Origin of the sequence: Paenibacillus sp. Root444D2 (assembly GCF_001426375.1) — a bacterium.
Taxonomy (GTDB): domain Bacteria; phylum Bacillota; class Bacilli; order Paenibacillales; family NBRC-103111; genus Paenibacillus_E.
On record NZ_LMEO01000002.1, the window covers coordinates 39,026 to 64,661 of the forward strand.

The 25,636-nt window shown below is 44.8% G+C and carries 20 protein-coding genes; 2 read left to right on the plus strand and 18 right to left on the minus strand.

Features of this window, described 5'->3' with window-relative positions; all coding sequences use genetic code 11:
• Positions 1-246: 246 nt before the first annotated feature.
• The 12 genes from ASD40_RS02205 to ASD40_RS02260 all read right to left on the minus strand — a co-directional run bounded on the left by ASD40_RS02205 (position 247) and on the right by ASD40_RS02260 (position 15,803).
• On the minus strand, positions 247-555 hold the full coding sequence (locus ASD40_RS02205; protein ID WP_057301718.1) for a hypothetical protein: 309 nt from the start codon (positions 553-555) through the stop codon (positions 247-249).
• 231 nt (positions 556-786) lie between these two features.
• Positions 787-3,069, minus strand: a complete 2,283-nt coding sequence (locus ASD40_RS02210; RefSeq protein ID WP_057301719.1) for a glycoside hydrolase family 95 protein — start codon at positions 3,067-3,069, stop codon at positions 787-789.
• Between the two features lie 76 nt (positions 3,070-3,145).
• Positions 3,146-4,672, minus strand: coding sequence for a four-carbon acid sugar kinase family protein (locus ASD40_RS02215; RefSeq protein WP_082562037.1), 1,527 nt, complete (start codon positions 4,670-4,672; stop codon positions 3,146-3,148).
• A 25-nt stretch (positions 4,673-4,697) separates the two neighbouring features.
• Positions 4,698-5,957 carry a ribulose-bisphosphate carboxylase large subunit family protein gene (locus tag ASD40_RS02220; RefSeq protein WP_057301720.1) on the minus strand — a complete coding sequence of 420 codons (1,260 nt, stop codon included), beginning with the start codon at positions 5,955-5,957 and terminating at the stop codon, positions 4,698-4,700.
• 28 nt (positions 5,958-5,985) lie between these two features.
• Positions 5,986-6,645, minus strand: coding sequence for an aspartate/glutamate racemase family protein (locus ASD40_RS02225; RefSeq protein WP_057301721.1), 660 nt, complete (start codon positions 6,643-6,645; stop codon positions 5,986-5,988).
• 24 nt (positions 6,646-6,669) lie between these two features.
• Complete coding sequence (locus ASD40_RS02230; RefSeq protein ID WP_057301722.1) at positions 6,670-8,394, minus strand: hypothetical protein; 1,725 nt, start codon at positions 8,392-8,394, stop codon at positions 6,670-6,672.
• Positions 8,395-8,400: 6 nt separating this feature from the next.
• Entirely contained in the window at positions 8,401-10,002 is a 1,602-nt protein-coding gene (locus ASD40_RS02235; protein WP_057301723.1) for a response regulator, read from the minus strand.
• Positions 10,003-10,037: 35 nt separating this feature from the next.
• Positions 10,038-10,859 carry a carbohydrate ABC transporter permease gene (locus ASD40_RS02240; RefSeq protein ID WP_057301724.1) on the minus strand — a complete coding sequence of 274 codons (822 nt, stop codon included), beginning with the start codon at positions 10,857-10,859 and terminating at the stop codon, positions 10,038-10,040.
• Positions 10,856-11,725 carry a carbohydrate ABC transporter permease gene (locus ASD40_RS02245; protein WP_057301725.1) on the minus strand — a complete coding sequence of 290 codons (870 nt, stop codon included), beginning with the start codon at positions 11,723-11,725 and terminating at the stop codon, positions 10,856-10,858. The genes ASD40_RS02240 and ASD40_RS02245 overlap by 4 nt, the downstream gene beginning before the upstream one ends.
• Positions 11,726-11,754: 29 nt before the next feature.
• Positions 11,755-13,116 carry an ABC transporter substrate-binding protein gene (locus ASD40_RS02250; protein ID WP_057301726.1) on the minus strand — a complete coding sequence of 454 codons (1,362 nt, stop codon included), beginning with the start codon at positions 13,114-13,116 and terminating at the stop codon, positions 11,755-11,757.
• Between the two features lie 117 nt (positions 13,117-13,233).
• Positions 13,234-15,066: a cache domain-containing sensor histidine kinase gene (locus tag ASD40_RS02255; protein ID WP_057301727.1), complete on the minus strand. Its 1,833-nt coding sequence runs from the start codon at positions 15,064-15,066 to the stop codon at positions 13,234-13,236.
• A 239-nt stretch (positions 15,067-15,305) separates the two neighbouring features.
• On the minus strand, positions 15,306-15,803 hold the full coding sequence (locus ASD40_RS02260) for a DinB family protein (protein WP_057301853.1): 498 nt from the start codon (positions 15,801-15,803) through the stop codon (positions 15,306-15,308).
• Positions 15,804-16,079: 276 nt separating this feature from the next.
• On the opposite strand from ASD40_RS02260, the gene ASD40_RS02265 reads away from it, so the two are divergent.
• Complete coding sequence (locus tag ASD40_RS02265; protein WP_057301728.1) at positions 16,080-16,508, plus strand: VOC family protein; 429 nt, start codon at positions 16,080-16,082, stop codon at positions 16,506-16,508.
• Between the two features lie 88 nt (positions 16,509-16,596).
• Here the strand turns inward: ASD40_RS02265 and cls are convergent, their stop codons facing one another.
• From cls to glgB, 6 genes are all read right to left on the minus strand, one after another.
• Positions 16,597-18,054 (minus strand): cardiolipin synthase, encoded by a 1,458-nt coding sequence (gene cls / locus ASD40_RS02270; RefSeq protein ID WP_057301729.1) that lies wholly within the window; start codon positions 18,052-18,054, stop codon positions 16,597-16,599.
• A 114-nt stretch (positions 18,055-18,168) separates the two neighbouring features.
• On the minus strand, positions 18,169-18,363 hold the full coding sequence (locus tag ASD40_RS02275) for a hypothetical protein (protein WP_057301730.1): 195 nt from the start codon (positions 18,361-18,363) through the stop codon (positions 18,169-18,171).
• Positions 18,364-18,484: 121 nt separating this feature from the next.
• Positions 18,485-19,924, minus strand: coding sequence for a glycogen synthase GlgA (glgA, locus tag ASD40_RS02280; RefSeq protein WP_057301731.1), 1,440 nt, complete (start codon positions 19,922-19,924; stop codon positions 18,485-18,487).
• A 159-nt stretch (positions 19,925-20,083) separates the two neighbouring features.
• Positions 20,084-21,193, minus strand: a complete 1,110-nt coding sequence (glgD, locus tag ASD40_RS02285) for a glucose-1-phosphate adenylyltransferase subunit GlgD (protein WP_056838899.1) — start codon at positions 21,191-21,193, stop codon at positions 20,084-20,086.
• Between the two features lie 6 nt (positions 21,194-21,199).
• Positions 21,200-22,348: a glucose-1-phosphate adenylyltransferase gene (locus tag ASD40_RS02290; RefSeq protein ID WP_047674383.1), complete on the minus strand. Its 1,149-nt coding sequence runs from the start codon at positions 22,346-22,348 to the stop codon at positions 21,200-21,202.
• On the minus strand, positions 22,291-24,297 hold the full coding sequence (gene glgB / locus ASD40_RS02295) for a 1,4-alpha-glucan branching protein GlgB (RefSeq protein WP_082562032.1): 2,007 nt from the start codon (positions 24,295-24,297) through the stop codon (positions 22,291-22,293). The genes ASD40_RS02290 and glgB overlap by 58 nt, the downstream gene beginning before the upstream one ends.
• Positions 24,298-24,480: 183 nt before the next feature.
• On the opposite strand from glgB, the gene ASD40_RS02300 reads away from it, so the two are divergent.
• Complete coding sequence (locus ASD40_RS02300; protein WP_057301732.1) at positions 24,481-25,611, plus strand: peptidylprolyl isomerase; 1,131 nt, start codon at positions 24,481-24,483, stop codon at positions 25,609-25,611.
• Positions 25,612-25,636: the final 25 nt, after the last annotated feature.

A 25,636-nucleotide genomic window follows, 5' to 3' on the forward strand; every position in this document is an offset into this window, starting at 1 on the left:
TTCTTCGTCTNGTCCGTTCTTTTCTCGTTTGTAAGATTGAAAAACATCGTTACATAAGCGCTTCCGCTTYCCCTAGCGTCTGTAACGATGAAAAACAACCTTACAGCCTYGCTCACTTTACAAATCTGCCTTCTTCTTCGTCTGTAAGATTGAAATTCTAAGTCCAAAAACATCGTTACAGACGCGCTTCCGCTTTCACTAGCGTCTGTAACGATGAAAAACAACAACCTTACAGCCTCGCTCACTTCACAAATCTGCTCTCTTCTCGTCTGCAAGACTGAAAAACTTCGTTACAGACGCGCTTCCGCTTCCCCTAGCGTCTGTAACGATGAAAAACAACCTTACAGCCTCGCTCACTTTACAAATCTGCCTTCTTCTTCGTCTGCTAGCGTCTGTAACGATGAAAAACAACCTTACAGCCTCGCTCACTTTACAAATCTGCCTTCTTCTTCGTCTGTAAGATTGAAATTCTAAGTCCAAAAACATCGTTACATACGCGCTTCCGCTTCCCCTAACGTCTGTAACGATGAAAAACAACCTTACAACGGGACTCATATTCTTTAAATCTCACTGAAAATCAATTCATTGACATATTTAAAAAGCTTTTTGAGTCTTATATTGATCGACAGTCTCGAATGTACAATGGTTCGTGTCGATTTCGCTTCAGATGGGCAATTTCAACTGTTATATTACTTTGGGGAACCTTCAACAACAAAAAAAAGAGCTTCCGACCGTTGTATGGACTACACAGTGGACAACTCTTTAACATAGGATAACGATTTAGATTTAGAGCGACTCGATGACATAAGCCACTCCGGGGACCGTCTTAAACCCTACCACTTGATCCAATAGCGAATAATCTTTCAAGAGTTCAGCTCCAACTATACGAACTCCGACACTCGTTCGAACACGGCAAATACCACCGAGCTGCGATCGCACCTCAGCCGTTTCGAGTTTTCCGCTCCTCCATTTGATATCCACCTCAAAGCCCCCGCGTGCCCTCAGTCCTTTCATTTCTCCGTCCGACCATGCTATTGGCAGCGCCGGCAGCAAGTGAAGTTCTCCGGTATGGCTTTGCAGCAGCATTTCGGCGATGCCTGCAGTTCCCCCGAAGTTACCATCGATTTGAAACGGAGGGTGGTTATCAAGCAGGTTCGGCAGCGTCGATTTGCTTAGCAGAGCCATAACGTTCTCATAAGCGGCCTCCCCGTCTTCTAGACGAGCCCAGAAATTGATGATCCACGCCCGGCTCCAACCGGTATGCCCGCCTCCGTGTGCAAGTCTGCGCTCCAACGTTTTGCGCGCTGCCTCGGCCAATGCCGGTGTTTTCCGAACGTTAATTTGACTGCCGGGATGAAGTCCGAACAGATGGGAAATATGCCGGTGTCCGGCCTTCTTCTCTTCATAATCCTCGAGCCATTCCTGAAGTTGGCCGTAACGGCCGATCTGCGGTTCCGGAAGCCGACCACGGACATGAATCCACTCTTCCCGCAGTGCTTCGTCCGCTTCCAACAATTCGCTTGCCCGTATACATCCTGAGAACAAAGCATGTAAGATTTGATTATCCATCGCCGGTCCCATGGTAAGGCAGCCTCTTTCCCCATTTGGCAGAACGTACGTATTTTCCGGCGATACGGATGGGCAGGTCACCAGCCTGCCGTCCGGAGTTTCTATTAAATAGTCAAGAAAGAACAATGCCGATTCTTTCATCGTTTCATATGCTCGCAGCAAAAATTCGCGGTCGCCGCCAAATTCGAAATGCTCCCACAGGTGCAAACAAAGCCATGCAGCACCCATCGGCCAGTACGTTGCTGGAATGTATATGTCCTGCGGAGAAGTGTCGCCCCAAATATCCGTATTGTGATGCGCAACGAATCCCCGGCAGCCGTACATGATTTGTGCGGTCTTCCGTCCGCGCTCGCGCATTCGCTCGATCAGGTCGAACAGCGGCTCGTGGCACTCCGACAAATTACATGTTTCGGCGGGCCAATAATTCATCTGAGCATTAATATTGATCGTATATTTGCTGTCCCACGGCGGCTCAATTTTATCATTCCAAATACCCTGCAAGTTGGCAGGCAAGGAGCCTGGACGGCTGCTGGATATGAGCAAATACCGGCCATATTGAAAATAGAGCGAAATGATACCTGAATCTTCGCCGCCCTCGCGAACCCGCTCCAGCCTCTTATCTGTCGGTAAATCCTTAACTTCTTCCGAAGGGGGTTTCAGCTTAAAGGAAACTCGGTCAAACAGACGTCCGAAGTCTTCCTGATGATCGTCCTTCAACCGCGAGTACGTTTTCGATACCGCTTCCTCTACCCGTCTGACGCATTCTGCCTCCGGATCTTCGCAACGGAATGAGGTGGCTGCCGCTACGTAGAGTGTCAAACTGTCAGCTCGTTCCACGATCAAATGTTCACCGATAACGTTGACTACGCCTCCTTGAGTCTCCGCAAATAATACGGCACAAAATTCGGAACCACCGCCGCCGCAATTGCCTCGGATCGCAATACTGTGATCGGACAGCCTGCCTATTTGTTCTGCATACTTATTTTTCTCGCCCCGCATCAGACGCGCGGTCAACGATAAGGCGCCAGGCCTGTCAGCCTCTAGCCGAACCGCCAACACCTGATCGACGTGACTTGAAAGAATCTCGCGGGTATAACGAACGCCGCCCGTCCGGTAAGATAAGGATGCAGTGCCAGTACTTAAGTCAAGCTCCCGCACATAATCTTCGACCTCATTTTCGTGATCAGCAAACGCCAGCGTCAAATCAGCGAGCGGCATATAGTGGCGCTGCCCCTCCGGGACGCCAGAAAGTGCCATTACCGCAAGCTGCTCCGCTTTGCGGATTTGCCCTTCCGCGATCCATTGACGGATTTGCGGAAGATGCTGCAGGGCATCCGGATTGTCGCGTTCCTTTGGTCCTCCATACCAAACCGAATCCTCGTTCAGCTGAATTTTTTCCTTGGCAACCTTGCCAAAAATCATGCCCCCCAGCCTGCCATTCCCAATCGGCAGCGCTTCGTTCCATTCGGCAGCTGGTTGCTGAAACCAGATTTTATCCATGAATACCTCCTAAGTATTTATGTAATGCCCACTACCATCGATACCCAAACGTCATACCGCATTGCCATGTACAATTCTACAATTCCGTGCCAACTCTTACCTTTTCAAAAAAATTCTCACCGCCGACTTGTCCACCTTTCAGAACAAGCTCCAGACCGTCAAACTGCGGCTCTTTCGAATATGCACGGCATAAAGGTCCACCAGGCTCAAGCGCCGCTTTACAGGCTATTGCATAGATACCCAACTCACGTGTTATATAACCTGATGTATCCCCGCCTGCGATAAGAATGCGTGACACACCTGTCTCTGCCACTAATTCTCTGGTCAGCTTACCGAGCGCTTTACCCAGCAGATGCCCACTGTCTTCGGCCTTAAGCCCTTGTGCAGCAAGCGTTTCACGAATGAGAGCAATCGTCTGGTCCTGTGGTCCCGAGGCTGTATACAGTACCACACTTCGACCGCTCTCCAGCACCGATCGCGCCTCTTGCTGCAATCGCAACTGCGCTTCCTGAGCCAGCTCCGGTTGGATTAATTCATTCATCGGAACCCGAATTCCGGTGAATCCTGCCTCCAAAGCACGCTGAATTTGTTTCTCTGTAACTGGTGAGCAGCTGCCCGACACCACTAAAAGACGATCGACAGATTCAACCGTAACTACATCCTGCTCTGCGGGTGGTAAGATACCATCTGCTTTCCAGCAAGCATTGAGCGCGTATTCAACACCTGATGATCCGACTACAAACAATCCCTCGCCATCATTCGCTTCCTGCCAGATCAAACGGCCTGATTTTTCTAATCGAGGCTCATCCAGAACATCGAATAACACGACATCAGGCTGTTCGTTTTCAATTAATTGCTCTAATTTCCCATGCACCTCTCCATCGGGTCCTTCAAGCGCTAAAATATCAAACAATGAAGTTTGCATTTTCGTTTGCCTTTGCAAATGCTTCCGTATATCCGCTTCTACCATCGGAGTCACGGGATGCTGCGACATCGTAGGATGGCGGTCGAGCCTATGTATGCGCTCTCCTGCTGCCGCAAAATGATTGCCAAAGAGTGTATACCTTCGTAAATAGGGCACGCCCACTAGTAAAGGCACATAACGGCCACCGAATACATCCCTGCCGATCTCCATCGCTTTTCCGATACTTCCGATATCAGGTGAAGAATCAAACGTTGAGCATATCTTATAATGCACAATAACCGCTCCGGTCATCTTCATCGTTATAAATATCGGGCGTAATTCCCTCTCCATCTCCTCAGGTGATAGAGACCGTCCCACACCCGCCACCCCAAAACAATCCACGTCTTGAAACTGCTCCTGCAGCACTTCCGGCGAAGGTGGCTCCAGAAACAAGATCGTTTTCAACCCTGCCTGAAACAAAGCTTCGAGTACATCCGTTGATCCGGTAAAATCATCACCATAGTAACATAACAATCGCTTGATCAGATCTTGTTCTTGTTCTTGTTCTTGTTCTTGTTCTTGTTCTTGTTCTTGTTCTTGTTCCTGTTCTTGTTCTTGTTCTTGTTCTTGTTCTTGTTCTTGTTCTTGATCTTGTTCTTGATCTTGATCTTGTTCTTGATCTTGATCTTGATTATCCATTAGCCTCATCCCGTCCATATTCGCTTCAACCTCTCCCGTATTTTTCTATCGCACGTTGAAGCGGTGGATGCTGCTTAGCATACGTGTCAAGAGAAATCCCTTGTACAGCGGCCTCCCAGCCGAGCTGCATGCTCTCAAAGCCTGCTGATGGACCATCTGGATGCGCCAACATGCCGCCACCGGCCAAGTGCATCACATCAACGGAACGTGTAGCTTCATAGGTGACAGGAGCTGTACCCGCCCACTGCATAGACGAAATGACAGGCATCGAATGATACCCGCCTAATAACGGCGATGTGCAAGCTTGAATAGAACGCAATACAGATTCGTTGCTTTCATAGAATTTACTGTTAAAGCCATTGACATGAAGATGATCGGCACCTGCTAGACGGCATAACTTCTGATAGGCAGTAAATTCTATACCGAGCAAGGGACTCCTTGTCAGCATCCCCCATTGATTGCGATGACCATGAATCGGAACTTCACTGTACTGGTTCAAGTAAGCAAGGCCGCTCAATCCTACACTCAATACGCTGACCATAACGCATGTGCCGCCTGATTTCACGACGAGATCATGATTGCGGCGAAGCTCGTCAATGTCACCTGTAATGTTAAAAGCATACATCAGCTTCTTTCCGGTTGCGTCGGCAGCTCGTTCGACAGCTTCCATAACTGCCTTTACTTTTTGCTCCAAGGGAGCACACGGAGGATTCGCATTCAACTCATCATCTTTGATAAAATCCATCCCAGCTAGAGCAAGCTTCTTTACGAGCTCTGACAATTGTTCCGTAGATAATCCAATACTAGGCTTAATAATTGTGCCTAGAATGGGTCGATCATACACCCCTGTCAGCTTTCTTGTGCCTGTAATGCCAAACTTCGGTCCAGGATAACGGGTCGTAAATGATTCAGGCAGATCCAGATCCAAAAGACGCAGTCCCGAGAGTTCCTGGAGTTCGTACAGATTTCCAGCTACAGCAGATAGCAAGTTAGGAATCGAAGGACCAAAATTATGCAGCGGAAATGAGACTGTTACGCGTCCTTGACGGTACTTGCCATCATGTCCAACAGGCGCCTTCGCTCCCGGTAAGGAAGGTGTATCTACTTCTGCAAGCTGTTCAATATGTTCGACGATTGCTCCGAACTTCGCTTTTAATTCGTCCGTTTCCCCTGGGACGGATGTAAAGGTGCCCGTTGATTGCTCCCCAGCAATCGTAGCCGCTGCACGCTCTAAAGAATATGGCGTTTCTACCAGATAGGTAGCTCTAACACGCTCTTGATTCATCCTGCCTCTCCCCCTATACTTGCTACTGTTACGCTTTTTCCAACAAAGCTTTAACCGCTTCTATGCCCATTCGAGGAGAAGAAAGCACCGGTTTACCGGTTATTTCTTTGAGTTTCTGTTCCATGCGTGCCATCGAACCCTGTGCTAGTACAAGCACGTCAGCTGCATCTGCAATCCGCTTTGCCGTCTCCAACAAAATGCGGTCGTGTTCCTCAGGTTTACCCCCAACAAGCGCATCAAATGCGCCTTCAGCAAGTCCATTAACGAGCGTTACCTGTCGGCCTGCTGCCTCTGCTTGCTTCTGTACGAGCCGCATCGTAGGTGCAAGTGTCGATGGCAGGGTCGCTAGCACCGCAATGCGTTCATAGCTAACAGCCGCTGCTGCCATGGATTCATCAATTTTCACAATGGGCACACCGATGAGTCGGCGCGCATCATCAACCACTTCGCCTACGGAGGAGCAAGTATTCAAGATCACATCAGCTCCTATTTCTTCTCCATGATGAAAATACTGGATTAACCTTCGTGCCACTCCAGGTGGAACATGCCCTGATTGCACCACATCGCCAATCAAGCTATCATCGATAATATTCACAAGCCTGCAATCTGGGAGCAATTCCTTAAACACCGCTTTTAGCGGGTCGGCCAAACCCTGGCCGGTATAGACAGCTACAACCGTCTTCATCATTCTTCCTCCTCTTCAAAAAAACCTCTACCACACAAACTCTTTATCCAGCCTGCGGTAATCGCCTTCACGCATCGGTGCTTCATTATATACTTTACGCCCGCTGTAGAGCGGCTTCTTCTCGCCTTTTGGCGTAATATTCACGACATCATCACCGCGCCATTCCGCTTCGAAAGTCTGACCAACAGCGTTTTCCAATGTTTTGCGGAAGCTGAGCGGGAAAGTTACCGTAATTTTTTCCCCGGCGGTTGCTGGACCAAGCAGTAGGAAATGCTTATTAACCCATCTGCTCTCCTCGCTGCCTTTACCTTCCGTAACCTGACCATGAAGCTCGCGAGTGAAGCGAATTTTCGTAAAACCAGCCCATTCCGGAATTCGAATCTGAAGTCGTTGAACATCCATATGAACATCAATAACGACTTTGCCTTCATGCGGTAAATAACTGCTGACATCAAGCCATTTGGAACCTCGGTTCAGCAGGAAGTTGATGCTGATTGACCCATTTTTCTCCGTGATGCTGTTGCTCCAGCCCATGAACAATCCGCGTGTACCAGAACCGAGACAACATAATTGCAAATCGCTCGTATGTCCTCGGCCTTCATTCACATCGCTTATGAAATCGTTAGGAGCTGAATAGCCGGCAAAAGATCCCCGTGTACGCTCAGCCACTTTGTAAAATGATTTGTTAGCTGGAATGTCATTCGATTTATCATTTGTTTGTTCAACCCAATCCAGATCCAGAAGCTGTGATTCCGTCAGGTGGTTTCGTAGGAAGCGCTCTACCATTCCCCAATATTCCACATAACCACTCTTAGCAAGGGTGATTCCTGTCGCAATCAGATCCACAAGTGAACAGGTTTCATGTTCATATGCTTGTTCATGCAAATCGCCTGGCGTCCAGCCAAATGACGTACACTTAGTTAGCGCCCAATCGTAGCACTTCTTCACCCAACTGATCATCGCTGCATCGCCCGTGAAGGCGCCGAATCGGGCGATCGCATCGAGTGTGCCCAGGCGCGTATGGAAATGACCGCTGCGGTAAGCCAATGAATCGTTAAAGCTGCCATCGGGATGAAAGACGCCGCTGCGCTCTATGATCAGAGCCGTGAAAAACTGACACAAATCAAAAGCATCCTGATTCCCTGTCAATTCGTGATATTTCAAGAGCGGCATGACTAATCGGCCGCAGAATGCAGCCGGATCTGGAGTGAGCCTCAGCTGCACGCCATTGGCGGAAGGCCAACCCGTTTCTTTGTATTCGGAGGCCGGATAGTACCACACATCGCGCTCTTTGATAGCAATTCTTTTCAGCGCTGCCACATGACGGTCTGCTGCTTCCTTTACTTTCGTGTCACCCGTTTCCATAAACCATGTCGTCAAAGATAAAATAACGGCACGTTGATCGATCAGATTAGCGTTTGGCTCCCAATTACGGGTGGGATTGATTTGTCGGTAGCTCATGCCATCCTCTTTAAAGAAGGAAAGCAAGTTAGCACGGTAATGTTCCTCTACATCTTTTCCGAATGTTTCCCCCGACATATGCCTGGCAAGAATCAAGCCATCGATCATCCTGCCATGCGAAGAGCCATAATCCCAATCACCATGTGTCATAAAAGCAGGCTTGTGTAACAGATCCGCATTAAAGAATGGAATATAATTGTGATCCTTGTCAGCCATCCCCACCATTGCATTAATCGCATGTCCTGCTCGTTCTTCCAGCATCAGTGTATCGGGAATTAGTCGTCTTTCCATCTGTATTCACTCCTTAGTCATCATTGATGTAGTTTCGGCGGCAATCCGGTATTTACCAATGGTCATTCCTGTTTTTTTCTTAAAGATTTGACTAAAATATCGATAGTCCTCGTAGCCAACCATTTGCGCAATCTCATAATTTTTATAGCTAGACAACCTCATTAGTTCTTTCGATTTATTAATTCGGAATTCAGTCATATAATCAACAAAATTGTGGCCTGTCGTTTTTTTAAATAAACGGCTTACATAATCCGTGTTCATGTAATGACTTTCAGCAATCTGATGTAGGGAAAGCGGCTGATCATAGTTGTTTTCTATCAAATTCTGAATGATACGCACAATCTTCTTGCCTTGTTTTTCATGTGAACGTTTGTAGTACTCGAGTACAGAGGGAATGATCTCTTCATCGAAAATCCGTTTCACAGCTGCCGCATCGTTCCGTTGCTGGATCATCTCTGTATACATTTGTGGATTTTTACCGCTTACTTCCTCTAGCCGATTTCCCGTTCCTCTAAGCTGTTTTTCAATAGAGTGGACAAGCAAAAAGGCGCTCCTCTGCAAATGATCTACAGTCATTGAATCCTCACTAATTGCAGCAAACAGCATGTCGCATTCTTGCTGAGCCTCTTCCTTGTTGCCCATTTGAAGGGAAAGGAGAAAAGCATTTTCCTTCTCCTGAGGGTAATTAAATCGCTCATTACTCAGGTCATTCTCAGCCCAAAGGACGGTACAAGACACACCCAGCCTTTTCTTTTTCAGTGCTTGCCCGGCCTCCAGATAAGCACGCCGTAAATAGTGGGCATCCTCTTTTTTCAATCCGATACCCAAGCTGTAGCTGCCCATTTCCTTTTGTTTGAGCAACCTTTGGATGGTATGGCATAATTTATTCATTTCCTCTAGCTGCAGCTGCTCACCTACGATAGCGATAACGAATTCCCCGTTTGCTTCCGGGGCGGTTGTTACGGCGAAGTTCCATTCTCCCCCAAACAAAAATGGTTTGTTCCGGATTAACTGTTCCCTCAGTTGCCCAACAAGTTTGTTTGTCTCGCATCCATCTCGAAATGTATCCCGCTGCCCGACCATCACATAGGTTTCGCCGCAAGTCCATCCTTCAGGAAGAGGAATTTCTTCCTCATTCTCACGAGCTTCTACATCTGTGACCGCATGATACAAAACTCTTTGAAGCCAGTCTCCTCTACTGTCAAACTGCCCTGTTCTCTTCTTTGTTTCCTGCTGTATCATCTTTGCTACTGCTCTCTCCAGCACAGAAACTAGCTCATCTTTTTTAACTGGTTTCAATAAATAATCAAATGCTTTCTGTCGGATAGCTTCTTTCATATATTCATAGTCGGAATACCCGCTTACGACGATCGTCAATAAATCCGGTAAATCACGATTCAGCATTCCGAGCAGTTGTTTGCCATCCAGCCCAGGCATCCGCATATCCAGAAAAAGTAGATCCGGTTTCTCGGCAAGCGCGATCCTATGCGCTTCTTCCCCGTCTCCAGCCTCTCCAACAAGTCTGAAACCGAAACGATCCCAAGGTATAGATTGAATAAGCCCCCTCCGGATCCATATTTCATCGTCGACAATGACTACCTTTCGCATGAACCAAACCCTCCCGATGCTTGATTGCACCACTGTTATCCCTTCAGAGAGCCAGCGGTCAAACCGTCAATAATATACCTTTGAAGAAATAAATAAATAAGTAATATCGGAGCAATGACGACCACCATAAATGCGAACACAACGCCCCAATTCGTGCTGTACATTGTAACAAAATTAAAAATTTGGAGCACAATCGTCCACTTCGTGCTATCTGTCATCAAATAGAAAGGACCGAAAAAATCGTTCCAAACGGATACCATGACAACGATCGCAACCGTTACAAGCACAGTTATTATGAGCGGAAGAATGATCTGAACATACAATCGGAAATAACCGCAGCCTTCCAAAAGCGCCGCTTCGTCCAGCTCTCGTGGAATGGATTTCATGAATCCTACCAGCAGGAATACGGCAAATGGGAGCAATACGGCCGTATAGTACATGATAAGGCTGAAGTACGTTCCTCGAATGTGCAAATCACCCATTAGCTTAATGGTGGGTACGATAGAAACAGGCACGATTAGGCCCATGATGAATAAATAGTACGCCGTACGCAAAAAGCGGTCGTCTCTTCGTTGAATAATGAAAGCAGCCATAGATGCAAACACATTGACGCAAAGCACCACGCAGCCCGAAATCAGGAAACTGTTCATGAACCCGCGTACAATATGCGCCTGAGCAAAGATGTCCTTATAATTGCTGAACTGCCACTCTGTGGGGAGGGACAAGCCGAACAGCGCTGATTCACGGATATCTTTGAACGAGTTTATGAGAATCATCAGAAAGGGGATGAGGATCATCAGTGCCAAACAGATAGTCGCCAATTCGAGCACAATAAGCATGTTGCGCCGTTGTCTCACATCTCCACCTCCCGTTTCTTCATCCTCATCAGCACCGGCACACCAATGCAAGTAACTAAGATGAACAACACGACGTTAACCGTTGTCGCATAACCGAACTCTCCTGAACTGAACATGCTGCGAATATAGGTGTAAAACACTTCTGTCGTATATCCTGGTCCGCCTTCAGTCAGAACCATAACCATTTCAAACACTTTCATAGAACCAATCATGGAAAGTAACACATTTACGGTAAAAGCCGGTGCTAGCAGCGGAAAAATAATATGTCGAAACCGGCTCCAGTATTGCGCACCATCGATTGAAGCGCTTTCCGTCAAGTCTTTTGGAATGAACTGAAGTCCCGCTAAATAAACGACCATAGAAAATCCAGCTACGCGCCATATATCCGTCACAATAATGGAAAACAGCGCATATTTCGGATCGTTCAGCCAATCATGCGCAAGTGCGGCAAGCCCCACCTGCTCCAGAATTTGATTCACAATCCCATGCTCAGGATGATAAATAGCACGGAAGATATAACCAATGACGATCGGAGCGATCACATAAGGAAGGAAAAATATCATCCGCAGCACATTGCGCAGCACAAGAGCTTCATTGAGAATGAGCGCCAAGCCAAGCCCGCATACATTTTGCAGTACCGTTACAGCAGCAGCAAAGATTAACGTATTGAACAAGGCAGTTAGTAGTCTCGGCTCTTGAAAGATCGCCGCATAGTTTTGAAAACCTACGAATCGAATATCCTTGGCATTGATGTTCCAATCGGTGAAGCTGTAATAAAATCCGATAAGGGTTGGAGTTATAAAAAACACCAGAAAAACAGCCAGAGCTGGAAATGAAAAATAGAGCGGATACTTGCTTTTTCCCAACGCCTCCCCCTCCTTTTCTTTCAAGCTGCCTATTCGAATCCTGCTAACCGTTTGGATTTGCCGTCTTTTTTATAGTTGGCATCGAATTCCTTCACTGCCGCATCTACATTCCCATTGATGAAGAAGTTTTGCAGCGTTTTTTGAAAATCAGCAAATGTCGGTGTTAGACGGTTTTGGACGTTGATTTTTGCTTTGCCTGTATCGATTAAGCCTTTTACCGTTTGCTGCACAGGATACAATTCACTTTTAGCATCTTTAAAGATAGGAATGCCAGGCGCTGTTTGATAGTACAGATTGACCATATCAGGAGTAATCATGAACTTAATCAAATCGGCAGCTTCTTTCGAATGCTTCGCTTTTTCAGGCACCATTAATTGGTTAGGAGGCGTAATCAACGCCGTACCCGCATCATTCGCCGCAGGGAATGGGAAGAACCCAATGTGATCTTTCACAAAGTCTTTGCTGAATTTTTTCTCCAGTTGTGGAATAATGCCATCGAGCATAAACACCATGGCTACTTTACCATCACCTATCTTGCTCTGCATTTCGTCATACGTTCCCGCCATCAAATTATCTTGATATAAGCCGAGATCTTTCAATTCTTTCTGCTTCGTAAATAAATCTTTCACCTGTGGTATATCAGCAAGCCCGAGTTGGTTTTTCTCCAATTTCTGAACGCCTTCATCGCCGATTGCCGGATCTACACCCGAAACCCATCCTGTCAAATAAAAGATTTGCGCCGGCCATCCATCCTTCACTCCTTCATAGAAAGGTGTCACGCCTGAAGCTTTTATCTTCTTGGCTGTCTCAATTAAATCTGCATAGTTTTTAGGTGGCTGAACGCCAACCTTGCCAAATACATCTTTGTTATAATAAACGCCCATCATACCCGTAGCCCCGAATGGAATACCATAGATCTTTTTGTCCGGCGTTGTTTGGAATTCTTTCATCGATGGAATGATTCGATCCCATACGGCTGTATCTGTACTCCATTCATGAAGCGTTTCCTCAGCCCTTAATTTGACGTTTTGCTTCGTACCTGGCTGCATCAAAAATAAATCAGGAAAATCGCCTGTTGAAAACCGAGTTTTCATCATATTATCGAAGTCACCGCCGGGTAACGCTTGTAATTCGACCTTATTGCCGGTTTGCTTTTGATAAGCTTCGAATATTTTGTTAAATGGAACAGCGTCCACTGTATTGGGAATTACAAACGTGAGGGTGACAGGATCTTTCGTCGGAGCTATTGTGCTGGTTGGCGTGTTCGTCGCTGTAGCTGATTTGCTTACTTCTGGCGTTCCTATAGTGCCATTGTTACTACTGCATCCCGTAAATGAACTAGCTGCCATACAAACCGTTAACATCGACAAAACCGTTTTCATTTTTCTCATTTTTGTAGTACCCTCCTTTAGGAATCGCTTACAAGTTAATTATATGAAAACGTTTTCCGTGACTCTATTCACGATTTCGACTAAAAATGTTTAATTTTCTTACCCTGAGAGTATTACTTATACGTCCTCTACAAAGTTCCATGATGAAATGATGAGGGTTACACGGGTCCCTTCCCCCACTTCACTCTCTATTTTACATTCAAATTGCTTGCCCAAGCGGATTGCATACCTGGCATAGACATTGCGAATACCAATGCCCCCGCCCGCAGCAGAAGAAACAGGCATATCTTCTGACAACTGTTTTCTGAGCTCATTTCTTAACGCCTTCAGTCTCTCTGCCGAAATGCCGACCCCATCATCACTTACTGTGATGTGCAAAGATTCACCTTCTTTGTGAGCAATTATTCGGATCGTGCTTTTCCCAATCTTTGGCTCCACCCCATGGAACACCGCATTCTCCACAAGTGGCTGCAGTGTCATTTTCAGCAGCGGGTAATCGAGTAAATTGTCCTCGATTTCCTGAATATACGTAATTTTGTCTTCGAAACGGATTCGCTGAATGTTCATATAAGAATCAATTTGTTCCAACTCTTCACGAAGGGTAACCATTTCATCCTTATTTTTGATATTGTAGCGGAACATATCTGCAAGTGACTGAGCCATATCACCGATTTTCTCAACATCATAATAATCGGCCATTGCCTTAATGCTATCTAGCGTGTTGTATAGAAAATGCGGATTAATTTGTGAATAGAGCATAGCAAGCTCGACTTGCTGAAGCTTAATTTGGTATATATATTTGGATTCGATTAAGTTTTGAAGTTCAACCTGCATGTCGTTAAAGTTCTTCGCGATTCTTCCGATTTCATCGCTTCTTTTAACTTGGACTCGAACCGAGAAGTCGCCTCTTTTCACTCGATTAATCGTTCTATATAAGTCCAGAATTGGGTTGGTAATTCTTTGCCCGAACAAAAAGGAAATAAATATAGTAACCAAAAAGGCTATCAGCGTTGTAAGTAGTGTTGCCGTTTTGATTCGATCCAGAGAACCGAACATTTCATTCTTAGGCATCGCAAGTACGACTTTCCAATTGGAATAATCCGACTGTGTATAGGTAACAAGCAGATTGTCCTGCTCGCCGCCATACCAGAACTTTCCGCTGCCGTTTGTGATACGTGATAGCATATCTTTACGGAGAACAGCATCAGACTGCTTAAAAGAGGCGTATACTTGTTGATTATTTTGATCCAAAATGAGCAATTTGCTGTTCGCGGAAAGGCTATCGTTCTGACCAATATGGAGAAACAATTCAACATTGTATTCTGCGCGTACAACAATAAAATTGTCGGGATTAGCAAAATCTCGAATTAAAATGGACGATGAATATGCGGTCTCATCACTTCCAGAAACCGCTCCTTTAGGCGGACCGGTAAAATGCACACGACCGTCATTGATTACCGTCTGCTGGAACCAATCGGATTGCTGTACTTCATCGGCTGTCCAAGGCTTCTGATTATCCGAAGCATTCAGCATTTCTCCGTTATTGTAATAAATTTGAACCCGGATAAAATCTCTGATTGGTGTAATGTTAAAGCTTTTCAGAAATAAGTTTCCTATCTTTTGCCTGAACAGAAATTGATCCTGCTTATCCATCGTCGCATACGCATTAATTCCATCTATGTACTCCTGACTGAAATAAGGCGCCAGCAGAAGATTTCGCTTGTTTTGAAAGTCATTATCCATATTTTTCTCAATTTGTCGAACGATTTGAAAACTTGACGATTCTACCTGCTCCGATACAGAGCGATATGAAATATAGAAGGAAATAGCTCCTACCGATGCTATGCAAATAAAAATAATAATGAAATAACTGAAGAGAAGAACGATACGGATTTTGGAAAATAAGGATCGAATTTTCCCGAAAATTCCCCAAAGCTTGCTTCTACGCATGATACCAACCACCCCTCATTAAAACGTTTCAACTAGGAATGGGATTATTTTACCATACACCTTCTCGATCGGAGTAGGTTTATTTCAGAGCATTTTATATTCATTCTTACTTTTATCCATAAACAACAAATTGTTAAGAAATTTAGCTTTAAGAAAAAGAATATCAAAACCCGCTTCGCAAGGCCTAGCCTAGCTAAGTGGGTAATAAAATAAAGATCCCTTGCTTTCGCAAGGGATCTTTATGCAGGGTAACCTCCGCCGGGCGGCGGCCAAGCTCCGTTCATTCGGCGGAGCAAAACGATTTCTCCCAAGTGATAAGAATTGTGTGAGGCAATGTTGCGCAAAATACTCGCTTTCGTCTCCGTCGGGAACTTTTCAAGAATTTCATCCAGCTGTGACGTTCGAGCAATCTCACAAGCTCTCTCAACTCCTTGCAGAAAGCTTTGAACAATCGTCTCCCATTCCTCTTCACTCTCTGGACGATCCGCGGTAGGCCAACTGTCCATGACGTGCGAAGGCAATTCAGGCTTGCCTCCTTCAAGGTAAGTCAACAAAAATTCCTGCCAGTAGCCCATATGCTTCAACAACTGATAAATGGTGTAAGGCGCACCCGTGGTACGAGTGCTTGCAAGTTCAGCATTAATATCTGACAATGCTCTAGTTATCGGAATATGTCCGCGCTCTCCGACTAATGATTTCACAAGTGCTTCACCAAATGCTCGATTGGATTCATTCATAGACATAGCTGTCATCTCCAACCCCCTTCATTCATTTATTTTGTATGCTATTAATTCGATACCCTCAAATTAAATTGCATAAAATACAATTTTAAGAAACTATAATACCCTAAATTTATGCAAAGTGTCAAGTCAGTTCAATCTCCGCAGAAATGCTTCATATCACCGATATTCATATAATTTTTATATTTCTTCATGAGCAGGTATACTGGTTTCAGAACAGTTAAATGATACAATATGGAAATGATAGACAATCAAACCTAAGGAGTGAAATTAATGGCTATTGATGTATATCTTAATTTTAATGGAAACACTCGTGAAGTCATTGAGTATTACGCTGAAGTTTTTGGACTAGACAAGCCACAAATCATGACCTTTGGAGATACGCCACCCGACCCATCCTTTCCTCTTCCTGAGGAAGCCAAAAATTTAGTTATGCATGCACGCCTTAGCATTTCTGGAAGTACAGTTATGTTCTCCGATGTTTTCCCAGGAATGCCTTTCGTTGCCGGTAACAACATTAGCCTTTCCTTAGTCAGTAAGGATATCGATGAAGTGAAGTCAGCCTTTCATAAGTTGAAAGAAGGCGGCAAAGTAGGCATGGAGCTTCAAGAAACATTCTGGAGCAAATGCTACGGCAACTTAGAAGATAAATTCGGTATTCAATGGCAGTTTAACTATGACAATGGTGAATCGGTTTATTAATTAATCTTTCACCATACAAAAAGGGATATTTAATCTTTCTTTCTCAAGAAAGGATTGGATATCCTTTTTTACATAGTGTACCCTTCGTTTACAATATAGGAGAAACCAATTTCGATATGGACTCCAGGAACCGAATCCGTAAAGAACGCTTATCATACTCCTCCAACGTCAGCTCCATACAGCCCTCCATATCCTTCCAGAACGTGTTTTCCAGCTTCTTCGCCGTCTCTGCATGATACATCAAGGCGTTAGTTTCGAAATTCAGCCGAAGGCTGCGAATATCGAAGTTGGCCGTCCCTACAGAGGCTACCCGCCCATCGACGATGATCGTTTTCGCATGAAGAAAGCCTTGATCATATAAGTAGCATTTCACTCCAGCTCGAAGCAATTCACCTACATAATACAAGGAAGCCCAATGAACAAACATATGATCTGCTTTCTCAGGGATCATGATTCTAACATCTATGCCCGATAAAGCAGCAATGCGCAGCGCATTCAACATGCTTTCTTCAGGGATAAAATAAGGAGTCTGCAGGAGGATTCTGCTCTTGGCCATGTGAATCATTTTTAGGAATGTAAACACGAAATGCGGCCATGCTTCATTAGGTCCACTTGCCACAATTTGCATAGGCACGTGTTCCAAGCTATTGACTTCCACCATAGTATCGGGAAAATACTGCGGCTCAACTTCCATTTGCTGCACCGATGCTAAGTTCCAATCCAGTATAAATCTCGATTGCAAAGCGCGAACAACGCTTCCGGTCAAACGAAGATGCGTATCTCGCCAGTAACCAAATCGTGGATCCAAACCCAGATACTCGTTACCAACATTGAATCCGCCCATGTACCCAATCTGACCATCAATGATAACCAATTTACGATGATTGCGATAATTTACTCGATAGTTCAGAAATGGAATTCGCGATGGGAAAAATGCGGCTTTTTGCCCGCCAGCTTTTAGGAAATCTCGGAAAAAGGACTCATTCAAGGACCTTGAGCCAATATCGTCATATAAAAATTTAACGTGGACACCCTGTTCCGCTTTCCTCGTGAGGGCTTCCATGATCTTCTGACCCAGCGAATCATTCTTAACGATATAATACTGCATATGTATATGGGACTCAGCAGCTTCAATTTTCATCAGTAAATCACTGAATTTAGCCACACCGTCTGTGAAAATATGTACACCATTATCTTGTGTGAGGAACGCATCATTCGTTGCGACATTCAGATAAATCAAATCTCGATACTGACTTACCATCGGATCAATATAGGGCAGCGTCCCGTCGATCAGCTGTGTCCGCTGCTCTGAAATGACGGTTTGCACTCTTTCAAGCATACGGCGATTCCATTTATACAGCTTTCTGCGGCTCAAATTTTGTCCAAGCATCACATAGAGCAAGAAACCGAGAATCGGAATGAATAAGAGCACCATGAGCCATGACCACGTTGCCGCCACGTTTCGACGTTCTAAAAACACAACTGTTATGGCGAGTAAAATATTGATCACAAAGACGACAGTTAGTATATGCGATATCCAGTCCATAACATCACTCCAAACCATTTATATCAACTCATCGCTATTATACCTGAATTTCGACAAATTAGGAAAAGACCCCCTATTCACGAGGTGAATAAGAGGTCATTGACAAGCTACCGTTTATGCTATTTTCTTAATTAGGCACAGTTTTCTCAAATAATAAACGCCGCCTACTTTAATGACATCATCCGAATAAGCTTCGATCAATGAACCCGCGTCTTCCAATTCACCATCAAACCACACCTCTACAGGTGTTTGAAACAACATGCAATGGTACATATCTGCATCCGTTAAACATGCCTCAGTCCGGCTCATTATGAACAACTGCCTCTCCTAAAAAATTTCATCCGGTTAATGTCTTTATCGACACGATTAGGGAGAAAATGAAGAGGAAATAGAAAGAAGAAACTGGAAGCAATGTGCCTCCAGTCTCCTTTTAAACGTAGTTAGTAACCATTATTTTATAAAGTGCGATATACTGCTGGGCTGACTTTTTCCAACTGAAATCGCCTTTTTTCATATTTTGCTGAATTTTCAGCCATGCATCTCTATCATTCTTGTAGAAAAATACAGCGCGGCGAATGATATGCAGCATGTCATGCGCGTTATAATTGCTGAATGTGAATCCAGTTCCTTCACCCGTGAACTCATTATAAGGCTGTACGGTATCTTTCAGTCCGCCAGTTTCTCTTACAATGGGCACAGATCGATAACGAAGTGCTATCAATTGCCCAATCCCGCAAGGCTCGAACTGAGACGGCATCAAGAACAGGTCAGAAGCCGCATAGACTTGATGTGCTAATGATTCATCGAAGTAAATTTGAGCAGACACCTTATCTGGATGTGTTTGAGCCGCATATCGGAACATTTGCTCATATCCATAGTCGCCTGTACCGAGAACGACAAGTTGAATGTCCAAAGCGAGAATCTCCGAAATGACATGCTGGATGAGATCAAGCCCTTTTTGCTGAACCAAGCGAGTGACCAATGCAATCATCGGTACATCACCATTCACAGGCAGACCCAAGCGCTCCTGCAGAGCTAGCTTATTCTGCTGCTTCTTCGGTAAGGAATCTCGATAATTCACAACCAGATGCGAATCGGTCATTGGATCGAATACGTCATAATCAATGCCATTCACGATACCCGTTAACTGATCTTTGCGATGACGCAGCAGGCTGTCCAAAAATTCACCATAAAAAGGAGTTTGAATTTCCTCCGCATAAGTCTGACTTACCGTTGTTATCCAATCCGAATAGAGTAGCCCGCCTTTGAGGAAGCTTGCGCCACCATGTAATTCAAGCGCAGTTCCTGTGAAATGATCGTCTGATAAACCGAACAAATCTTTTAATAGGGGTTGATCAAACACACCTTGATATTTCAAGTTATGAACGGTAGACATCGTCTTCATCTCGCTATAGAAAGGGAGGTGTTGATAATGTGCCTTCAGCAGCACAGGAATCATACCCGTTTGCCAGTCATGGCAATGAATCACATCCGGCTGGAAATCAAGTAACGGGAGCGCCTCAATAACCCCTCTGCAGAAGAACCCAAAACGCTCCGCCTCGTCACCATAACCATAAATGCCTGGACGCTTGAAATAAAACTCATTATCCACGAAGTAAAAGGTGACTCCCTCATGCTGAAGCATCTCAATCCCAATGTATTGCTTTCTCCAACCGATGTACACATCAAAGGCGACTACCTTCGTCATCGCTTCCCGATAAACAGCAGGGATATCGCCATACTTAGGTAAAATAACCCGCACATCCAGCCCTTGACGAATAAGCTCCTTTGGTAACGAGCCAATTACGTCAGCTAGACCGCCTGTTTTAATAAATGGCACAGCCTCAGATGCAGCAAATAGTACTTTCATCTTCCTACTCCTCCAATGGATGTTTGAAAAGCCACCTTTTGCAAAACGAAGCTTATTCAGAATGATTGGTCGGTGTCGAAGCTTGAACAACTGCCAAGAACTTAGGTAGTCGTTCTAGCTTCTAGGCTTCTGAAAGCTGACTTTTCAAATTTATTTGATCTAGATCACTTTCGTTTTCGCAGCAATGAATGGTGCTTTGTTATCTCCCGTTAAGACACGTCCACGACTAATGAAGACATCCTTATCCAGGATTGCATTCTCAATGATAACATTCTCCTCAATCTCACAGTTTTGGAGAATGATGCTGTTCTTCACGTACGCGCCTTTACGGATCTTCACACCACGGAACAGGATACTGTTTTCCACTTTACCTTCGATGACGCAGCCATTTGCGATCAGCGCGTTTTTAGCTGCTGCTGTATCCAAGTACTTCGCAGGCGGTTCATCTTTAACCTTCGTGTAAATCAGGTTTTTCTGGAAGAAGAGCTCTCTCCAAATCGCCGGATTAAGCAGCTGCATACTGTGCTTGTAGTAGCCTTGTATCGAGTTCACAATCCCTACATGACCTTCGAATTTGTAGCCATACACACTGAGCTTATCAATGTTTTTCATAATGCCGTCGCGAACCAAATGATCGTAACCTTGCGCTAAGCAAGATTCAACCATATCCAGCAGCAGCGCTTTGCTCATGATGTACATTTCCATTGAAATGTTGTTTGTACGCAATCTACCTGTGTGATCCTCCATGAGAGTCACTTGCCCGCTATCCTTGACCGCTAACCGACGGAATTTCCCTTGAATATCCTCATCTGTTTGCTTATAGATAACCGTAATGTCTGCTTGTGTATCCTCATGATAACGTACAGCGTCACGCAGATCGAGGTTGCATACCATGTGGCTTCGTGAAATAATAACAAGCTCTTCTTTACCACGATAGAAATAATCTCTATGGCTATAGAATTGGTATAAATCACCACGTGAAATGCCTGTTGGTTCATTGAGCACAGATGGGAGTACAAACAAGCCGCCCCGCTTCCGGTCCAAATCCCATTCTTTCCCAGAACCCAAATGATCCATGAGTGAACGATATTTATGTTGCGTGAATACTGCAACATTATCAATGTCGGAATTCACCATATTGGACAATGTAAAATCAATTAATCGATACCGGCCGCCGAACGGCACGGATGCTGGGCAACGAAAGTAGGTCAGTTCTTCCAAATCATCCGGTTCATTCACTAAATTAATGACACCCATTACATGTTTCACTCGACATCATCCCTTCTGATTGGCATTCGCTGATATCCGTTCATTACCACCAATAAGTACGATTTCCCCTTTGCCATCTACCACAGCACCGTCTTCAACGACCGTGTTTTCGCCGATAATCGCTTTGTTAATCGTTACGTTATTACCAATTTTGGCATTAGGCATAATGACGGAGTCGCGAATCTGGCTTCCTTCGCCAACTTGTACACCGAAGAACAAAACGGAATGATCGACATCCCCGAATATCGCGCAGCCTTCATTAACGAGTGAACGTTTAATATTCGCAGTTGGCGCCACATACTGAGCAGGCTGGTAAGGGTTCTGGGAGTATACACGCCAGTCCTTATCATTTAAATTAAGCTCATTATTGTCGTCCAACAGATCCATGTTCGCTTCCCATAGACTATCGATCGTACCTACATCTTTCCAGTAGCCTTCAAAAGGATAAGCGAACATTCTCGCCTCATCTTTCAGCATCATGGGAATGATATCTTTCCCAAAATCTTTGCTGGAATTAGGATTTTCCTCATCCTCGAGCAGATAAGATTTCAGTACGCTCCAATTAAAAATATAAATACCCATCGAAGCCAAGTTACTGTTCGCTTCTTTCGGTTTTTCTGCAAATTCAGTTATTTCTTGTTTGTCATTAACGCTCATGATGCCGAACCTGTTCGTTTCCTCCCATTTAACTTCAATGACAGCAATCGTTGCGTCGGCTTTCTTCTCCTTGTGGTAAGACAGCATCAGATCATAGTCCATTTTATAGATGTGATCACCCGAGATGACCAAAACATATTCAGGATCATATTGCTCAATAAAGCCGATATTGCGATAGATGGCATTCGCTGTTCCTTTATACCAATCCCCGCCTTTTTGCTCCATGAACGGTGGTAAGACCGTCACACCGCCATATTTGCGATCAAGGTCCCATGAACTTCCAATCCCAATGTACGTATTGAGTACGAGAGGTTGATACTGGGTTAGGACACCAACGGTGTCGATCCCTGAATTCGTACAATTGCTGAGGGTAAAATCAATGATACGATACTTCCCGCCAAAATGAACGGCTGGCTTGGCTAAATTGTTCGTCAGAACGCCTAATCTTCGTCCTTCTCCTCCAGCGAGGAGCATGGCAACACATTCTTTACTGCGCATATCTGATTTCCCCCTTCAACTTCGTCAATCACAGTTTGGAATTCACTCACACATTTTATATAAACAGCCGCAAGCGGCGGAATACACAACGCTAAACTATTAGGCAGCCCGTGCCATGAACGCTTTTCACTGGATATAGGCTCTGAGTTACCTTGACCAGAACCGCCAAACTCGGGTGCATCGCTGTTAAATACGACTTCGTACACACCAGACCGAGGAACGCCGATTCGGTAATCCGGGTGAACTACAGGGGTGAAATTACATACGAGAATCAAGTCATCCTCCGGCAATTTCCCTTTGCGCATAAAGGTTACAACGCTCTGGCTCTCATCATGCGGGTTGATCCACTGGAACCCGTCCGGATGATGATCCAACTGCCACAACGCTGGTTGGTCCAAATAAAATTGATTAAGTGCTTTGACGTAATGATGCATTTGACTATGTTTTTCGTACCCTTCGAGTAAAAACCAATCGAGTTCTTCAAGATCCTTCCATTCGTCGAATTGACCGAATTCACTGCCCATAAACAGCAGCTTTTTACCAGGGTGACCCGTCATATACCCGTATAGAACGCGCAGATTAGCAAATTTCTGCCAATAATCGCCTGGCATCTTATGTAAGAGCGAACGTTTGCCATGAACCACTTCGTCGTGTGAAAGCGGCAATACGTAATTTTCGCTAAAGGCATACATGAATGAGAACGTGATCAGCTTGTGATGATACTTGCGATTAATAGGATCTAATTTCATATAACGCAGCATATCGTTCATCCAACCCATGTTCCACTTATAATTAAATCCGAGCCCTCCATCGTGGATAGGCGCAGTAACGAGCGGCCAATCGGTAGAATCCTCAGCCATCATCAACGCATCCGGATAGAAGGAGAAAACGACCTGATTCAGCTTGCGCAGGAAGGCTATCGCTTCGGGATTATCATCCCCACCCCATTGATTCTTGATCGGTTCCTCATTCCATCTGCCGAAATTCAAATGCAGCATGGAAGCTACAGCATCCACTCTTATCCCATCAATATGATACATGTCCATCCAAAATACAGCATTGGAGATTAAGAAGGTTTGAACCTCGGGACGACCAAAATCGAAAGTAAGTGTACCCCATTCCAGCTTCTCTGCTTTGCGAGGGTCTTCATATTCATAAAGCGGCTTCCCGTCAAACAGCCTGAGTCCATGACTGTCCTTACAGAAATGGCCAGGGACCCAATCCATAATGACCCCAATCCCCTTTTGATGACACCGGTCAACGAAATGCATGAATTCCTTGGGAGAACCGTGGCGGCTAGTTACGGAGAAATAACCTGTTGCTTGATAGCCCCAAGAACGGTCAAACGGATGTTCTGCGAGCGGCATTAATTCAATGTGCGTATAACCCATATCAACTGCGTAATCGACTAGCTCTTCAGCAAGCTGAACATAGGTATATAAGTCTTCACTATGTCGGTCCTTTTTGCGCCACGTACCCAGATGAACCTCATAAATGGATAATGGCTTATTGTAAGCGGGGCTTTCCTTTTTCTGCTGCTGCCATGCCTGATCCTTCCATTCGTAACCTTCGAGATCAACGACACGCGATGCGGTACCCGGACGTAATTCCGAATAAAAGGCATACGGGTCTGCTTTTAACAAAATCTGGCCCGTCTCGCTATGAATTTCATACTTGTAATAATCGCCTTCTCTTGCTTCTGGAACGAATAAAAGCCATAAGCCAAGAGTACTTAACTTCTCCATACGATGAGTCCCAGATTGCCAACTGTTGAAATCACCAAGCAAGTTAACCTGTTTGGCATGAGGTGCCCATACGGCAAAACGAACTCCCTCTTGGCCTATTGTTTTGCTTACATGCGCCCCTAAGATGCGATAACTGTGGTAAAGGGATCCTTCATGAAGCAGAAACAAATCTTCTGGGCTAGGTATACCAACATTTGCCCCCACGTTATCCCTCCTTAAAATCAACCTGATTTCGTCAAAACTGGATTTTACTTATATTCGCCTTACGTTACAAATACAACAACCAGGCAAAGAATCCTTCATTTTTACATTAAAAAAAAAAAGGAAATTACTCAACCCTTGGTGAATTAATTGAGGGACATTATATCGAGAGGTGGAACACAAATAATGAAAGATAAAGTAAAGGGACTTATCGTTGGTTTAACGATCGGTTCCGTATTAAGCGGTACCGTTGCATTTGCAGCAAACAGTCAAATTGAAGTCGCATTCCGAAGTCTTAAGTATATGTTTGACGGTGTTGAGAAAGCACCTTCCGAAGCTAAAGGATTTATTTATGAAGGCTCTACCTATGTACCCCTTAGATTTGTAAGTGAAGCACTTGGGAAAAAAGTCGAGTGGGACGAAGAAAATGAAACGATTTGGATCGGTAACAATCCTAAGCATGTGGTAGCTACTTACAAGGGTGGAACTGTTACAAAGGGTGAATTTGATACCTTCTTTGCTTTGCAAGGGCTCTTCAACGCAGACCATGCGGCCTCTAAAGATGACCTGGATTATCAAAAAAAGGTGATCACACAACTCATTCAGAACCGTATTCTTTTCAGTAAAGCATCTGAGACAGACCAAAACGCTGCGAAAGACAGTGCTGTTAAGCAAATCGCTGCTTGGAAAAGCCAATTTGGCGAAGCGAAGTTCCAGGACGATTTGAAAAAAGTGAACACGACCGTAACGGATCTTCAGTACTTTCTGGTAGGCAGCATCGGTGCACAAAATTACATAAAGTCCAGTATTTCCGATGCCCAGTTAAAAGCCAAATATGATGAAACACTTAAAGCAGACAAAGATGCTTTTACCATCGCCTCTGTGCGCCACATTTTGATTGGATTGAATGACCCAACAAGCTCAGAGACCAAAGCTCTTCGTACGAAAGAGGAAGCACTTAAACGAGCAAAAGAAGTACAACAGAAGCTTAAGAACGGTGAAGATTTCGCCAAGCTGGCCAAAGAATTCTCAGATGACCCGGGTTCCAAAGATGCTGGTGGTCTTTATGCGGATGCAGATGTAAGTCAGTGGGTACCAGAATTTAAGAAAGCAGCTATCGAGCAGACGATCGGAACGATCGGTGATCCTATCGCGACAGATTTCGGTTATCATGTTATCAAAGTAGAAGCCAGATCCGTTAAATCCTTTGATTCTGTAAAAGAGCCGCTAAAAGCTGCGCTTGAACAACAGCAATTTCAACAATTTGTAGAAAAAGAACTGCCTGGTTTGATTGAAAAGATCGATTTAGGTCAATAAATGGTGTACAATGAATGTTTGTTAA

Coding starts and splice junctions, on each gene's coding strand:
- ASD40_RS02210 (WP_057301719.1), bottom strand. CDS start 3,069: ATGGATAAAATCTGGTTTCAGCAACCAGCTGCCGAATGGAACGAAGCG.
- ASD40_RS02260 (WP_057301853.1), bottom strand. CDS start 15,803: ATGAATGAATCCAATCGAGCATTTGGTGAAGCACTTGTGAAATCATTA.
- ASD40_RS02225 (WP_057301721.1), bottom strand. CDS start 6,645: ATGATGAAGACGGTTGTAGCTGTCTATACCGGCCAGGGTTTGGCCGAC.
- ASD40_RS02220 (WP_057301720.1), bottom strand. CDS start 5,957: ATGAATCAAGAGCGTGTTAGAGCTACCTATCTGGTAGAAACGCCATAT.
- ASD40_RS02205 (WP_057301718.1), bottom strand. CDS start 555: ATGAGTCCCGTTGTAAGGTTGTTTTTCATCGTTACAGACGTTAGGGGA.
- ASD40_RS02275 (WP_057301730.1), bottom strand. CDS start 18,363: ATGAGCCGGACTGAGGCATGTTTAACGGATGCAGATATGTACCATTGC.
- ASD40_RS02235 (WP_057301723.1), bottom strand. CDS start 10,002: ATGCGAAAGGTAGTCATTGTCGACGATGAAATATGGATCCGGAGGGGG.
- cls (WP_057301729.1), bottom strand. CDS start 18,054: ATGGACTGGATATCGCATATACTAACTGTCGTCTTTGTGATCAATATT.
- ASD40_RS02250 (WP_057301726.1), bottom strand. CDS start 13,116: ATGAGAAAAATGAAAACGGTTTTGTCGATGTTAACGGTTTGTATGGCA.
- glgA (WP_057301731.1), bottom strand. CDS start 19,924: ATGAAAGTACTATTTGCTGCATCTGAGGCTGTGCCATTTATTAAAACA.
- ASD40_RS02300 (WP_057301732.1), top strand. CDS start 24,481: ATGAAAGATAAAGTAAAGGGACTTATCGTTGGTTTAACGATCGGTTCC.
- ASD40_RS02290 (WP_047674383.1), bottom strand. CDS start 22,348: ATGCGCAGTAAAGAATGTGTTGCCATGCTCCTCGCTGGAGGAGAAGGA.
- ASD40_RS02215 (WP_082562037.1), bottom strand. CDS start 4,672: ATGGATAATCAAGATCAAGATCAAGAACAAGATCAAGATCAAGAACAA.
- ASD40_RS02255 (WP_057301727.1), bottom strand. CDS start 15,066: ATGCGTAGAAGCAAGCTTTGGGGAATTTTCGGGAAAATTCGATCCTTA.
- ASD40_RS02230 (WP_057301722.1), bottom strand. CDS start 8,394: ATGGAAAGACGACTAATTCCCGATACACTGATGCTGGAAGAACGAGCA.
- ASD40_RS02265 (WP_057301728.1), top strand. CDS start 16,080: ATGGCTATTGATGTATATCTTAATTTTAATGGAAACACTCGTGAAGTC.